Consider the following 15274-nt stretch of genomic DNA (forward strand, 5'->3'; position numbering starts at 1 on the left):
GATGTGCGGATGTGCAAATATGCAGATGTGCAGATGATTTTAGATGTGCGGATGTGCAAATTTTAAATGTGCAGATGAAAAATGATGTGCAAGTTATGTCAAAAAATCCGCACATCTGCATATTTGCACATCCGCACATCTGTTTCATCCTTATCTTTGCGGCCATGTCGGCACAAATTTATTCACCGTTCGAGCGTTTTAATTTCAGTAATAATAAGTGCTTCCTGAGCGGGCAGCCCTTAAATTCTGAAGAAGAAAAGATACAGGTTTTTCCGCAATGGCTCATGAGCCGCTACAACCTGGAAGATAAACCTTTTAAACTGCTCGACGAAAGCATGGCCACTTACAAAGACCTGAAACTGCCCTGCACCGCTGCCATCAACGAACAATTCCTGGAACCCCTGGAGGCTGAGATCGCTGCTGCTTTTGACGCTGGCTATGAAGCCGTAAAGCAATTGGATGAGCTGAAATTGTTTCAATGGGCAAGTAAACTGTTGTATGGTATTATATTTAATGAGATCCAGGCGGGCATTAAACAACAGCATGCGCAAGGCGAAGAGTTTAGCATGTCGCAGGCCATTATCCATAAATTCAGCCACCTGCACCTGATGCTGCAAAGTCTGAATTTGCCTATCGAGCTGGATGGTTTTAAACCTTTTAGTTTGGTATTGTTTAAAGTGGATAATGCTGAGGATATTTTTGGCTATCGCGATGAGATCAACACGCTGACATTTTCGCTTCGGATCAAAGATTTTGGTTTGATCATTTGCCTGCAGGATAACGGCGCCAATGCCAGCTATCACAGGGAGGCGTTGGAGAAAATTAAAGGTCACACCCTGCACCCTATCCAGTTTGAAGAAGTTAACGCGCGCTTTTTTTATTCGGCATACCTGTTCAATCGCCTGCCAGAGTATAATATTTTACCTGTGGAAGATATCATTTACGTAGAAGCCATGCCCCTGCGGGGCACCAGCACCAAACCGCTGTTTGACGATTGGGTACCCAAAGTTTATGGCCAGGTGCTGGAAAACTTCTGGAAAAACTGGGGATTCCTACTGTTCGAGATCATCAAAAATCCCGAAGAACCAATGAGCTTTCTGTTTGATGCCGATGGCAATATCCTTAATGCAGCATCGATTGAATTGCCCCGGTAATTTGCTGAATAAATGCTGGCAAAACCGGGGGATTAAGCAAAATGGTGATCATTAAACCACTCAGGGCTCCATATAAGTGAGCATCATGGTTAATGCTGTCATGGCTGTATTTAGAGGCGTAGGTACAATATATTAAGTACAATATACCAAATACGTAAGCCGGTATCAGGATAGGTAAAAATATCAGGCCCATTTTTGCCAATGGGAAGTATAATATCGCTCCAAATATTACAGCACTTATTGCACCAGAAGCACCAAGACTGTAGTAATTATAATTATCCCGGTTTTTAAGCACCGAAGGCATATCGCTCAATACCAGGCTTACTATATACAATAAGCCGAACTGCCAATGCCCGATGACTTGTTCCAACTGGAAGGCGAAAAAATAATAGGACATCATATTGAACAGCAGGTGCATGGTATCGCGATGGATGAGGCCACTGGTGATGAGCGTATGCAGATCTTTACCACGCGAAACCGTATAAGGGTGCAGCATCATTTTGCCTAACACGTTTTGATTGTAAAAGGCATATAACGAAGTGATGAGCGTAATAACAAAAATGACAGACGCTACAGGCGTTAGGATAAGATATTCCATTTATTTAAGATCGAGTTTGGTATCGGTTAGCAAGCGGCCCACCGGGTAGCGCATAAAAGTTTTTTCAAAATAGGGTGAATTGCGGTAAACAAAGAATAATTGCGCCTGCGCGCTGCCGGCCAGTTTAGGGTCTTTACTTTTCGCGTCATCAAGTTTCTTTTTCAGTTCAGGGTCTTTTTTCAATAAGTTGGCAGCTATATCTTCAAATACATAATCCGAAAAATATTCCTTTTCGCCCAGTACCGAATCAAAAAAGTTCCAGGTAAAAAAAGAGTCGACACCCTGCGGTTCCAATGTTTCCACAATATAACGGTTTATGGGTTGATTAGTATACACTACGTAATCGCCGGTGTAAAATTTAACACGCGTATCCACCGGGTTCAGTTTAACAGCTGAGTGCAGGTAATGCCCTTCATAAGGTTTTTGCGGGGATTTATAATCCTCAATATAATACATCTGTAAGCCCAGGGTGGTATCATGGGCCAGTTGCTGCATTTTAACCCCATTCAGTTTAAACAAATCGATTACCTTGCCCCAGGCCTGCGGAATCACATAGGCTACGGGTTTATCGGCTGTGGCGGTAACTTTATAGGTGTTCCAGAAATTGATGGTTTTGGTGTAAGGTTTATTCCGGTCGTAATACAGCCTATTTAAGCCGCTCACTTCGCTGGTTTTATAGCCGGCGGCATAGCCTTTGAAAGTAATGGTATCTATAGCTTGCCGGTCGACGGCCCAGTTGAGCGCAAACGTTTTTTGTTGAGTTACCTGTGCATCGGCTTGTTGCTTGAGTTCGCCTATCAGTTTAGCATCACGTTGATTGATATCGATGAGGTGCTGCATAAAATCATACGTAGCATATACCCGTTTGTCAAATGGCTTGAGCATATGTGTTTCTGTAATGTAACTGATGATATTGTGCTGAGCCGCGAAGCCTGTGGCAAAACGCGGCGTTTCTAAAAAGCTCACAATGCCCGAGTCGGGCAAACCTTCCTCACCTGCACCATAGGGAATCATCTCATAGCCGCTTTTTTTCATGTGGCTGTACAGGTATGGCGTAAGCGTTTTAGTGGTATAATTAGCCAGGATAGGGTTTTGTTTATCCTTTTGTGTTTCAATAAGTGTCATTACATATTGATAATCGGCGCCATCGCTGGTATGGTTATCCAGGAAGATCTCGGGTTTCCAGGCAGTTAGAATCTGTGTAAATGCCTGGGCATTGCGACTATCGGCTTTAATAAAATCGCGGTTCAGATCCAGGTTGCGGTAATTACCCCTAAAGCCATAAGCCACAGGTCCGTTCTGACTAACCCGGCTCAACCCGCGGTTCAAACTGCCATCAATATTGTAAAGAGCAATGAGGCAGATCACCACATCTTTTGGGAGCTGATTTTTTTTAAGCAGATCGCGCACCAGCATCATGCTGGCATCAATACCTTCGGGCTCACCAGGGTGTATGCCGTTGTTGATCAGGAGCACCCGTTTGTTTTGCTTTTTGATCAGCGCCGGATCAAATACCTTGTCCCGCGACAGCACAATCAAGGTAAGCGGTTTTCCTATATCCGTTGTGCCGTAATTGATCAGCTTCATCTGTTGGGGGTAAAGCCTGTTGAGGTTTTGGTAATACGCGATCACTTCGGCATAGGTAGCAGTATAGTTATGGTCCGGATGCTGCTCGAATGGAGTTAATTGTGCATATGCTGAAGCAATAGCAACTAAGAGGATCAATAAAACGGATAGAATTTTCTTCATTGAGATGTATTATTGCCCAAATATAGTATTTGAGAGCCAAGAGATGAGATACAAGAGTCAAGATGCATCAAATACTGTAATTGGCCCCGATTATTATATCTAATCTATTGCTTTTAGTTCGGCCTGTAGTTTTTTGGGTAAGCCCAGGATCACCTGCTCATAGGAATGGTCAATCATTTCACAAAGTTGTTTGCGGGTTAGCGAGCCATCCATATAAACGGTATTCCACATTTTTTTATTCATGTGGTAGCCTGGCTGCACTTCGGGATAACGTTCACGCAGATCAACGGCAAGTTCTGGTTCGCACTTTACATTAAACCGGTTGCCGCTTTCCAGCCCAATGAGTAAAAACAATTTACCGGCAACTTTAAAAACAAGGGTATCCTCGCCAAAAGGGAAACCTTCTGTTACGGCCGGCTTTTGCAGGCAATAGTCACGCAATTCTTCTATATTCAAAATCCGAAATTTCTGATCAGTTTATTATAAGATACCGTATTTCCAAAATTGTACCGGAAACCTATGGTAAAGTGGGCATACTGGTCGGGCGCATTGTTCTTAAACTGTGCAGGGGGATCATTATAGCCATCGAGCCCTTCGCCGAAGGTATAATTGTGTTCGTAACCCAGCGTAATGGTATAACCTACCTGCTCATAGGAATCATAAATTTTAAACTCGTAACCAAAGCGCAGCGGTAATACCATGTTGGTGCTTTTGTCCTTGCCCTGGAAACCATTGGTGCTGCCCACCGGGCCGTTTTGAACATATGCAGGCAGGTTGGTACGCTGTATATCCTTCATATTGTTGGATATGGCGCCTATGCCGGTGCCCACATAAAAGTTTTTGATCACGTTTAAAAAACCATTGTCGGCATAATCAATAAAACTTCCCAGTTGTACATCGGCATGGAGCAGTAAGGCTTTGTAGGAGTTTCTATAGATCCGGCCAAAGGCATCCTTATCAGGCGTGCGGCCGCCGCCAGAAAGTGTGCCGAACTGGTACTCGAGCGCTACAGGTACGTAAGGGTTAAAATTGTAGGCGATATTGATATTATAAATAGGGTGGTAATCTTCCCTTTTCATATCAGCATAAGCCTTGCCATAGCCAATGCCGCCACCGATACCCCATTCATAATAGTTGTATCCGTCCTGTGCCTTTGCTATAAAACCAGCGATTGTGAAAACAAAAAGCAGAATAAATTTTTTCAAAGCTAAATTTTAATCAATATTTACAAATGGAACATGTCGGGTACGGTTACCGGCAAAACTTTACTAATATATAGCTTTATGAATTTTAATTCATTACTAAACTTCACCGTAACCGAACGCTTTTTACGTTACGTTACCATTGATACGCAATCAGACCCCTCTTCTGTTTCATTTCCTTCAACAGAAAAACAAAAAGACCTGGCCCGCCTGCTGGTGAACGAACTACTTGCAATAGGTGTAGCCGACGCCCACATGGATGAGTATGGCTATGTATACGCTACCATCCCTTCAAATACCAGCAAACAAGTGCCCGTAATTTGTTTTTGCTCCCACATGGATACCGCGCCCGATTGCAGCGGAAAAAATGTAAAACCCATTGTTCATCGAAACTACCAGGGACAAGATATTATATTGCCTGATGATACCACACAAATTATAAAGCAGGCCGAACATCCCGACCTGAAAAATCAGATAGGGAACGATGTGATAACCGCAAGTGGTACCACTTTGTTGGGAGCTGATAATAAAGCCGGTGTTGCTGAGATCATGGATGCCTGTTACCAACTGATAAATCATCCCGAAATAAAACACGGAAATATCCGGATATTATTTACCCCTGACGAAGAAGTCGGGCATGGGGTTGATTATGTGGATATTGCCAAACTGGGGGCCTATGCTGGTTATACCATGGATGGCGAAAGCGCGGGTAATATGGAGAATGAAACTTTTTCGGCAGACGGAGCAAGACTAACCATCAACGGGGTAAGCTCGCACCCGGGTTTTGCCAAGGGGAAAATGGAAAGCGCCATCAAAATTGCCGGTGAGATCATCGTGGCTTTGCCTGATAATTTATCGCCGGAGCATACCGAAGAGATTCAGGGTTTTATACATCCTGTAGCTATTGAGGGGCATGTGGAAACCGCGGGGATTGATTTTATTATCCGTGATTTTGACGCGAATAAGTTAAGCAATCATGCTGATGTGATCCGTAAAACTGCAGACGGGGTATTGAAAAAATATCCGGCATCAACTTACAGTTTAGCCGTGAGTGAGCAATATCGCAACATGAAAACAGTGTTGGATAAGCATCCGGAAATTGTAGAGTATGCTATGGAAGCCATTAACCGTACCGGCATCACTGCCAAACTGTGCAGCATCCGGGGTGGTACCGATGGATCCAGGTTATCATTCATGGGTTTGCCTTGTCCCAATATATTTGCCGGCGAACACGCTTTTCACAGCAAACAGGAATGGGTATCGGTACAGGACATGCAAAAAGCCGTGGAAACCATATTGCACCTGTGTATGATTTGGGAAGAAAGAAGCTAATAATAAATGAATATGTATACGATAAGAACAGCCACCGTAAAAGATGTAGAAGCCATTATACAAATAGCCGACGAAACCTGGTGGGTAACTTATAGCCCGATATTAGAAAAAGAGCAGATCACCTTTATGCTGAACGAGATCTATGCGGCTGAAAAGATCAGTAAGCAAATTGAAACCGGTGCGCAAACTTTTATGCTGTTATTAGAAGGGGAAGAGCCTGTAGCCTTTGCCGCCTATTCGCCACGTGAAGAGAACGCTGATATTTATAAACTGCACAAATTGTATTGTCTGCCCAAAACCCAGGGTAAAGGCTATGGTAAAGTGCTGATCAACGAAGTGGTTCAAAGAACAACAGACGCCGGCAAAAGAATACTGGAATTGAACGTGAACCGTTATAACAACGCCAAAACCTTTTATGAAAAAATGGGCTTTGCCGTTGTTTCAGAAGACGATATAGCCATTGGTCCGTATTGGATGAATGACTATGTAATGCGGAAGGAGTTGTAAAGTAACTGGGGATGACAAAGAATCGTTGAACTCGAAGTCATGCCGAACTTGTTTCGGTAACCCATCAGCAGGGTTTACAGCCTGATGATAACTGTCCTGAGGGTTCCTGAAACAAGTTCAGGATGACAATTCTTTATAATAATATAAAAAAAATGTCATTGCGAGAGATTGCTTCGTCGTTCCTCCTCGCAATGACATATGTTTTTTATTGCTCTACCTTTAGGAGCCAGGGACTTCTACCAGATCTTCACCCGTTTAGCCGGGTCTATCCACATCTTATCGCCCTTTTTTACCTTGAAGGCTTCGTAAAATTCAGGCACATCGCTAAAGGGGCCATTCACCCGCAGAAAGCCAGGGGCGTGTACATCTGTTAATATCTGGTTGGCCAGGGCTTCATCGCGGATCTGGCCAAGCCAACCCAGTGCGTAACCTAAAAAGAAACGCTGCATGGGCGTTAATCCGTTTATCGGTTTGCCTTGTTTATATTGTTGGGTCTTTTTAAAGGCGTCGATACCTAAAACAATACCTCCCAAATCGGCAATGTTTTCGCCAAGGGTGGCTTTACCGTTTACGTGCAGGCTATCCAATACTACATAACTGCTAAACTGATCGGCCAGTACTTTGGCGCGTTGGGTAAATTTAACCGAATCGGTAGGCGTCCACCAGGCTTTCAGGTTGCCTTTTGCATCAAATAAACGACCTTCATCGTCAAACCCATGGGTGATCTCGTGACCGATGGTTGAGGCCGCTACATAACCGTAAGCTACGGCATCATCAACCTCGCTATCTTTAACACCGGGAATGATGAACTGGGCAGCGGGCAGCGTGATCTCATTGTTGGACGGGCTATAACTGGCATTATAGGTTTGCGGTGTCATCCCCCATTCGGTATGATCAACGGGTTTGCCCAGCTTGTTAATGTTTACGGCATATGCCCAATGCCTGGCACGTATTACATTGCCGGCGTATGATTCGCGGTCCATTACCAGGGTCGAAAAATCTTTCCATTTATCCGGGTAGCCTACCTTAGGATGTATAGCATTCAATTTTATCAATGCTTTTTGCTTGGTTTCGGGGCTCATCCAATCCAGTTTGGCAATATGTTCGCGGTAGGCCTGCCTGATGGCTTCCACCATTTCGGTATAACGCAATTTGGCCGTAGCCGGGAAATATTCTTTCACAAACAGCTGCCCCAAAGCTTCGCCCATCAATCCATTCTCTGTGTCCAATACGCGTTTCCAACGTGGTAACTGTTCTTTTCGTCCCGATATTACCTTACCGCTAAAACGGAAGCTTTCCTGCTCGGCAGCAGCATTGAGATAAGGGGCATATGAGGATATCAGTTTCCAGCGGAGGTAAGCTTTCCAGTCATCAATGGTAAATGTTTTCAGCGCGGTATTAACTGCACGATAATACTCAGGCTGACCAACAATCACAGTATCTACCGGCTTTAGCTCCAGCGTTTTGAATACGGTAGTCCAGTTGATATTGGGGGTAAGCCTGTTTAATTGCGTAACGGTCATTTTATGATAATTGCGATATGGATCGCGCAGGTTTTCGAGTTTACGGCTGCTATCGGCCAGAAACTGTTCTATCTTAAAGGCACTTTCAGCTCCTTTAGCTGCCTGCTGCTCATCCCATCCGCTAATTTTGAGCATGGTTGGCAAATGTGTGCTTTTATAATCGTTGCGCACACGGGTAGTGCGGGCATCGGTTTTAAAGTAATAATCGCGGTTAGGCAAACCCAGGCCGGATTGACCCAGTTGCAGCATCATTTTTGAACTATTTTTGGCATCCTGACCAACCCGGCTACCGATGAAATTGCGGGTGCCGGTAGTGGTTAACACGGCCGCGGCGTTCAATATACCGTTAACATCGCTGGCCTGGTCTATCAGGGCCAACTGTGTTTTCAATGGGTTGATTCCTTGTTTTTCGATATTGACCGTATCCAAACCACTATAATAAAAATCACCGATCTTTTGGGTAGTACTTCCTTTTGGCGCGCTGGCGGCTAAGGCATCTTCATTGATTTTTTTTAACCGGTTGCGGATCTCTTCCTGTACCACATTGCCAATTCCCCAGCTGGAATATGCCGCGGGGATAGGATTGCGTTTAAGCCATCCGCCATTGGCATATTTAAAAAAATCGGTGCGCGGATCAACGGATTTATCCATATTGTCATAAACCGGATCGACCGGTTTATCTGCTTGCTGAACCTGGTAAGCACTTAGGGCTAAAATTGCTACAGAGGCACAGCCCAGAAGCGTTGCTTTGTAAAGTTTTATCATATGGTTATGTGTGTTTTACAGCAAATTTAAATAAAAACAAGCTGTTGATTTACTGTTGATTGTAACAGTGTTGATGGGGATTATTCGACTTAACGTTCAGTTGCGAGGAGATTGCTTCGTCGTACCTCCTCGCAATGACATGTGTTTTTATTGCTCCCCCTTTAGGGGGCCGGGGGGCTTCTACCAGATCTTCACGCGCTTATCCGGATCAAGCCACATTTTATCGCCTTTTTTGATATGGAAGGCTTCATAAAATTCAGGCACATCAGTAAATGGTCCGTTTACGCGCATAAAGCCGGGTGCATGCGGATTAGTAAGTATCTGACTGGATAGGGATTCCTGCCGATCCTGCCCGAGCCAACCCAGGGCATAACCCAAGAAATAGCGTTGCACCGGGGTTAATCCATTAATAGTTTTTCCTTCTTTATACTGGTCGGTTTTCTTAAAGGCATCCAGCCCTATTACAATACCGCCAAGATCGGCAATGTTTTCGCCCTGAGTGGCTTTGCCGTTCACATGCAGGCCGTAAATGCTGTAGCCATTAAACTGGTTCACCAGCATTTGCGCGCGCTGCGTAAACTTCACCGAATCCTGGGGCTGCCACCATGCCTTCAGGTTACCTTCAGCATCAAACTGGCGGCCTTCGTCATCAAAACCATGCGTCATTTCGTGACCGATGGTTGAGGCTGCTGCATAGCCATATATTACGGCATCATCAATATCTTCATCTTTAGCGCCGGGAATTGTAAATATGCCTGCCGGTAATACAATTTCATTGTTTGAAGGATTATAATAGGCATTATAGGTTTGTGGTGTTATACCCCATTCGGTGCGGTCAACCGGTTTGCCCAGTTTGGCGGCGCTGTATTTATGCCACCAGTTATTGGCACGCATTACATTTAAAGCATATGGGCCACGGTTAATCTCCAGGTTCGAGAAATCCTTCCATTTATCCGGATAGCCTACTTTTGGCATTACCTTGCTCAGTTTATAATAGGCTTTTTCTTTGGTTTGTGGGCCCATCCAGTCCAGCTTTTCAATGTGTTCTTTAAAAGTAGCCCGCATGGCCTCTACCAGTTTCACATACCGCTCCTTGGTTTTTTCGGGAAAGTATTCTTTTACAAATATTTGCCCCAGTATTTCGCCCATAACGCCGTTTTCGGTATCCAGTACGCGTTTCCAGCGGGGCAGTTGTTCCTTTTTGCCGTTAAGAACAGTACCGTAAAAGCGGAAAAGTTCTTCATTAAAAGGTTTACTCAGGTAAGGGCCAAACTCCGAAACCAGGTTTTTGCGGAGATAGTTTTTCCAGTCGTCTATACTATAGGCATGGAGTGCCTTGCTGAAAGCCCGTTCATATTCGGGCTGACCAACAATAACGGTATCTACATTTTTATAGTCCATTTTTTCAAATGTCGATTTCCAGTCAACCTCAGGTACCAGCTTACTTAAGCCGGCAAGCGGCATTTTGTTATAATTATGATAAGGGTCGCGCAGGTCTTCGAGTTTGCGGCTGCTATCGGCCAGTGACTTTTCAAGGGCATATATTTGTTTGGCGGCAACCGTAGCAGCATCAGCTTGCAAACCAATTAGTTTAAACAGTGTGGGCAGGTGTTTTTGCTGGTAATCATTTCGTAAGGTAACGCTATGAGCGTCGGTATTAAAATAATAATCACGATCGGGCAGGCCTATACCATCCTGACCCAGTTGCAAAACAATCTTACCACTGTTTTTGGCATCCTGACCGGCATAGGTACCCAAAGGCGTAGTAACGCCGATAGTACTCAGGTGCGCAAACTCCTCGATTAAGCCTTTAATATCTTTTACCTGGTCAATTTTGGAGAGCTCATCTTTGAGGGGCGATAAACCTTGCTTCTCGATATCAACGGTATCCATGCCGCTGTAGTAAAAATCGCCTATTTTTTGGGTATTGCTGCCTTTGGGGGCATCGGCTTTAAGCGCATCCTCATTTATTTTTTTCATGCGGTTGCGTAATTCCTCTTCTACCACATTACCAATTCCCCAGGAAGCATAGGCTGCCGGTATCGGATTTTTTTTGAGCCAGGCGCCATTGGCGTATTTAAAAAAGTCGTCCCCTGGCTTTACGGAATTATCCATGTTTTTAAACACCGGATCGTTATCGGCATAAGTCTTGGTTTTATCATTACAAGACGAAAGTGCCAGCATGCCAAAGATAATAGCGATAGCTGTCGCAGTGAGTGTTCTTTTGATCATAAACTTTTAAGTGTGTATGTTAAAAAATACAACGGATGTATGGAATAATAGAATTTGAAATAGCAATTTAATAAAAAAAATACCTGTTTAATAAATGCCTTGAAAAAAACCGGCTAAAGAAACATCAAAATAGTAACAAACTTTCCTTAAAGTATCCAGTCTGATATCTATTTTGCCCGATTCTAAGCGAGCTATATTGATGTTTGTTTCGGTAAAAAATTTCTCCTGGGTTACCTGATTCTGCCTTCGCAGATTTTTAATTTGCAGCGCTACTTTTTTCTTAAAGGCTTCGTCGGAGTTGTTAAGATATTCAAAATCAGTAAGTAGCATAGGTGGTATCGGCTTGGTTTATAAATAGGAAAGTTACCTTTATGAAAAAATAAATAATTATAAGTATTTAAAATTGCGTAAAAATATTGATAATAATATATGTCTGAACAGATATTTACTGACGTTTAAGTTAGCGAAAATTTAAAATTGTGGCAACAAAATTGTTTACTACAACTCGCCCTGCATTTGATCTGTGAAAAAAATTAAAAAATCATCTACCAATGAAAAACTTTTTTTGAATTCTCAGACGCCCAAGTTGAGATTTTTTGTTCTTTGTTTTGGGTTTAATCAATAGTTTAAATTAATTAGGGGAAAGGGAGCTTTGAAAAAAGCTCTCTTTTTTTATGGAATAAGTTTGCTATGCATGCATAGTAATTGCTATATTTATTTTTTTAAATATTATGCATTTCGAATTTACAGAAGAACAACTGATGATACGCCAGGCGGCCCGCGATTTTGCACAAACAGAATTAAAGCCGGGAGTAATAGAACGCGATGAACACCAAAAGTTTCCGGCCGAGCAGGTAAAAAAACTGGGAGAGCTGGGCTTTTTAGGAATGATGGTTTCGCCGCAATACGGTGGGAGTGGTATGGATGCCATATCCTATGTATTGGTGATGGAAGAACTCTCCAAGGTCGACGCGTCAGCGTCGGTAGTGGTTTCTGTAAATAACTCCCTGGTTTGCTATGGACTGGAAAAATATGGCTCCGAAGCGCAAAAACAAAAATACCTGGTACCCCTGGCTAAAGGTGAAGTGATAGGCGCTTTCTGCCTTTCGGAACCGGAAGCCGGCTCGGATGCAACTTCGCAACGTACCACCGCCATTGATATGGGCGACTATTACCTGCTTAATGGCACCAAAAACTGGATAACCAACGGTAATTCCGCATCTACCTATATTGTAATGGCCCAAACAGATGCTTCTAAAAAGCATCATGGCATTAATGCGCTTATTGTTGAGCGGGGTATGGAAGGTTTTACCATAGGCCCCAAAGAAAATAAAATGGGCATTCGCGGATCTGATACACATTCCCTCATGTTTACCGATGTAAAAGTGCCCAAAGAAAACCGCATTGGCGATGAAGGCTTCGGGTTTAAATTTGCTATGAGCACCCTGGAGGGTGGCCGTATTGGTATTGCCGCCCAGGCATTAGGTATAGCCTCAGGTGCCCATGAGCTGGCCGTTCAATACGCCAAAGAACGTAAAGCTTTTGGTAAAACCATTGCCGATTTGCAGGCCATCCAGTTTAAACTGGCCGATATGGCTACCGAAATTGAAGCAGCCCGCTTATTATGTCTTAAAGCAGCCTGGTTAAAGGATCATGGCAAATCATATACACAGGCCGGTTCCATGGCCAAGCTTTTTGCATCCGAAGTAGCTATGCGTACCACAACAGAGGCGGTGCAGATACACGGAGGTTATGGCTTTGTAAAGGAATATCATGTAGAGCGCCTGATGCGGGATGCCAAGATCACCCAGATTTATGAAGGTACATCCGAAATTCAACGTATTGTTATATCGCGTGGGGTTTTGAAATAGTTTATAAAAAATGATTGCCCGGTATGGGTGTCATGCTGAGCTCCGTCGAAGCATGGTGGGTAAGTCTCTGTGCTCTACCCTTCGACGGCGCTTAGGGTGACACCCTTTTTTATATGTTTTTGTTACATCTTCAAAGGCGTGTGAGCCTAAATAGTTTTGAAATAGTTGCCATGTTTTCATACTTTTGACAAAGTATATCAACTTAGTAGACTATTTTTTAAAAATGAATTATAAATCGATCATCACGGCACTGATCTTCGTTTTAATTTTACAGGCGTCATACGCGCAAACCAAACTTAAAACAGGGGTGTGGCGCGGCGCACTTAAATCAAAATCAGGTATAGATATCCCCTTCAACTTTGAAGTGAAAGATAATGCTGGCAAGCAGGAACTGTTTGTACTCAACAGTTCCGAGCGATTAAAAGTAACCGATGTAAGCAGCAAAGGCGACTCGGTATTTATCCACATGCCCCTGTTTGATTCGGAATTTAAACTGAAAGTGGAGGCTGGCAATTTAAAAGGAAATTGGGTACGGCATTTAGGTGAGCGCGATGCATTGATCGAATTTTCGGCCGAGCCAAATACCTCATGGCGCTTTACGTCAAGTCCCGAAAAACCAACCTTTGATATTAGCGGTCGCTGGTCGGCGGTGATTGGTGAGGGTGAAAGAGCCGATACCACCGTTGGCGAGTTTAAGCAAACTGGCAACAAGCTTACCGGTACATTTTTAACCACCACCGGCGATTACCGCTTTTTGGAAGGATCGGTATCGGGCAATCAATTATTGCTATCCTGCTTTGACGGTGGGCATGCTTACACCTTTACGGCAACAGTTAAAGATGCGCAAACCATAACCGATGGCAAATTTGTAAGTGTAGGATCAGTACAAGCCTGGACAGCCGTAAAAGATGCTAACGCCAAACTCCCCGATGCTTATTCGCTTACCGCGCTAAAGCCTGGCTACAAGAAAATAGATTTCACCTTTAAGGACATGAATGGCAAGGAAGTTTCGCTTCAGGATGCCCGTTACAAAAATAAAGTGGTGATTGTGCAGATACTGGGTTCCTGGTGCCCAAATTGTATGGACGAAACAGCCTACATGGTAAACTATTACAAAAAATTTCGACCCAAAGGTGTAGAAGTTATTGGCTTAGCTTACGAGCGCACCAATGATTTCGAAAAATCAAAAAAGGCTTTACAGCAGGTAAAAAACAGGTTCAATGTGCCTTACCCTTTACTGATAACCGGATACACCAGTAACAAGGTGGAAACCGCCAAGAGCCTGCCCATGCTGGCCAAAGTAGTGGGTTTCCCCACCACCATTATTATTGACAAAAGTGGCGATGTACGCAAGATCCATACCGGTTTTAGCGGCCCAGGCACCGGCGAATATTATACCGAGTTTATCAGTGAGTTTGAAAAACTGACGAATGATTTGCTGGCTGAAAAGGCAGAGGCTTCTAAATAAATATAAAACTTGTCATTCTGAACGTAGTGAAGAACGATCTCTTGAACGTAGTGAAAAATCTATTATTCAACTATGCATAATGTTGAATAGATCCTTCGTTCCTCAGGATGACAAATTTTCTTTTAATGATTTTCTTCTTCGTCAATTTTAACAACCGGCGTCGCACCCACAGTTTGCCCCACACCAAAATAATCTTCCAGCTCGCTTAGTGTTGATGAACTGGTGGCGATATCTTTAATGATCACGCCTTTTTCCATCAACAGGATGCGGTCGCATACATCGGTGATGTGGTTCAAATCATGGCTGGATACAATGGTGGTAACACCTTTGCTTTTGTTGGCATCCTTCAGCATGTTTTTCAGCCTGAACTGTGTGCTGGGGTCGATATTAGCAAAAGGTTCATCCAGCATCAGTAATTGTGGGTTTTGCAGCAGGCATGATGCTACACCAACTTTGCATTGATTACCTTTGGATAGGTCGCGGATGTATTTGCCGCGGTTTAATATTTCGCCATTAAAAAAATCGCCTAAAGTGGCCAGCGTTTCATCAACCTGGGCCCGGCTTTGCTGGTGCAGGCCACCAATAAAATACAGGTACTCTTCTGGAGTAAGGTATTCTATCAGGAAGCCCTCATCCAGGTATGATGCGGTATAAGCTTTCCAATGCTCATGCCCGGCAACTACCTCGCCATTGGATGTTATTTCACCGCTTTCGGGCAATATCAGGTCCAGGATCATACGGAACAGCGTAGTTTTGCCTGCACCATTATTGCCAACCAGGCCAACACTTTCGCCTTTGGCAATAGATAGGTGAGGGATATCAACAACAGTAACGTTGCCGTATATTTTTTTCAGGTTCTTGATCTCGATCATA

The 15274-nt window shown here is 43.7% G+C and carries 13 protein-coding genes; 5 read left to right on the forward strand and 8 right to left on the reverse strand.

Annotation, left to right across the window (positions count from 1 at the left end; translation table 11 throughout):
- The first annotated feature begins 164 nt into the window (after window positions 1-164).
- Window positions 165-1154: a hypothetical protein gene (locus ACTJKG_RS04545; protein WP_172334029.1), complete on the forward strand. Its 990-nt coding sequence runs from the start codon at window positions 165-167 to the stop codon at window positions 1152-1154.
- On the opposite strand, the gene ACTJKG_RS04550 is transcribed toward ACTJKG_RS04545, so the two are convergent.
- From ACTJKG_RS04550 to ACTJKG_RS04565, 4 genes are all read right to left on the reverse strand, one after another.
- Entirely contained in the window at window positions 1123-1752 is a 630-nt protein-coding gene (locus ACTJKG_RS04550) for a rhomboid family intramembrane serine protease (RefSeq protein ID WP_172334028.1), read from the reverse strand. The two genes, ACTJKG_RS04545 and ACTJKG_RS04550, sit on opposite strands and share 32 nt — an antisense overlap.
- The gene (locus ACTJKG_RS04555) at window positions 1753-3501 is read right to left on the reverse strand and encodes a M14 family zinc carboxypeptidase (protein WP_172334027.1); all 1749 of its coding nucleotides are present in this window, start codon (window positions 3499-3501) and stop codon (window positions 1753-1755) included.
- A 99-nt stretch (window positions 3502-3600) separates the two neighbouring features.
- Window positions 3601-3957 (reverse strand): MmcQ/YjbR family DNA-binding protein, encoded by a 357-nt coding sequence (locus ACTJKG_RS04560; RefSeq protein ID WP_172334026.1) that lies wholly within the window; start codon window positions 3955-3957, stop codon window positions 3601-3603.
- On the reverse strand, window positions 3954-4706 hold the full coding sequence (locus tag ACTJKG_RS04565; RefSeq protein WP_172334025.1) for an outer membrane beta-barrel protein: 753 nt from the start codon (window positions 4704-4706) through the stop codon (window positions 3954-3956). Before ACTJKG_RS04565 ends, ACTJKG_RS04560 begins: the two co-directional genes overlap by 4 nt.
- 78 nt (window positions 4707-4784) lie before the next feature.
- Between ACTJKG_RS04565 and pepT the strand changes: the two genes are divergently transcribed.
- Both pepT and ACTJKG_RS04575 read left to right on the forward strand, forming a co-directional pair.
- Window positions 4785-6035 carry a peptidase T gene (gene pepT, locus ACTJKG_RS04570; RefSeq protein ID WP_172334024.1) on the forward strand — a complete coding sequence of 417 codons (1251 nt, stop codon included), beginning with the start codon at window positions 4785-4787 and terminating at the stop codon, window positions 6033-6035.
- Between the two features lie 12 nt (window positions 6036-6047).
- Entirely contained in the window at window positions 6048-6542 is a 495-nt protein-coding gene (locus ACTJKG_RS04575) for a GNAT family N-acetyltransferase (RefSeq protein WP_216650491.1), read from the forward strand.
- A gap of 236 nt (window positions 6543-6778) precedes the next feature.
- Here ACTJKG_RS04575 and ACTJKG_RS04580 read toward each other — a convergent pair whose 3' ends face one another.
- From ACTJKG_RS04580 to ACTJKG_RS04590, 3 genes are all read right to left on the reverse strand, one after another.
- Window positions 6779-8830: a M13 family metallopeptidase gene (locus ACTJKG_RS04580; RefSeq protein WP_440738477.1), complete on the reverse strand. Its 2052-nt coding sequence runs from the start codon at window positions 8828-8830 to the stop codon at window positions 6779-6781.
- 180 nt (window positions 8831-9010) lie between these two features.
- Window positions 9011-11062 carry a M13 family metallopeptidase gene (locus ACTJKG_RS04585; protein WP_440738478.1) on the reverse strand — a complete coding sequence of 684 codons (2052 nt, stop codon included), beginning with the start codon at window positions 11060-11062 and terminating at the stop codon, window positions 9011-9013.
- Window positions 11063-11149: 87 nt separating this feature from the next.
- Entirely contained in the window at window positions 11150-11392 is a 243-nt protein-coding gene (locus tag ACTJKG_RS04590) for a helix-turn-helix domain-containing protein (RefSeq protein ID WP_076373966.1), read from the reverse strand.
- A gap of 401 nt (window positions 11393-11793) precedes the next feature.
- Between ACTJKG_RS04590 and ACTJKG_RS04595 the strand changes: the two genes are divergently transcribed.
- Window positions 11794-12933 (forward strand): acyl-CoA dehydrogenase, encoded by a 1140-nt coding sequence (locus ACTJKG_RS04595; protein WP_172334020.1) that lies wholly within the window; start codon window positions 11794-11796, stop codon window positions 12931-12933.
- Window positions 12934-13156: 223 nt separating this feature from the next.
- Entirely contained in the window at window positions 13157-14401 is a 1245-nt protein-coding gene (locus tag ACTJKG_RS04600; RefSeq protein WP_440738479.1) for a peroxiredoxin family protein, read from the forward strand.
- Window positions 14402-14523: 122 nt separating this feature from the next.
- On the opposite strand, the gene ACTJKG_RS04605 is transcribed toward ACTJKG_RS04600, so the two are convergent.
- Complete coding sequence (locus ACTJKG_RS04605; protein WP_440738480.1) at window positions 14524-15273, reverse strand: ABC transporter ATP-binding protein; 750 nt, start codon at window positions 15271-15273, stop codon at window positions 14524-14526.
- Between the last annotated feature and the right edge of the window lies 1 nt (window position 15274).

Source organism: Mucilaginibacter sp. 22184, assembly GCF_052045695.1.
GTDB lineage: Bacteria > Bacteroidota > Bacteroidia > Sphingobacteriales > Sphingobacteriaceae > Mucilaginibacter.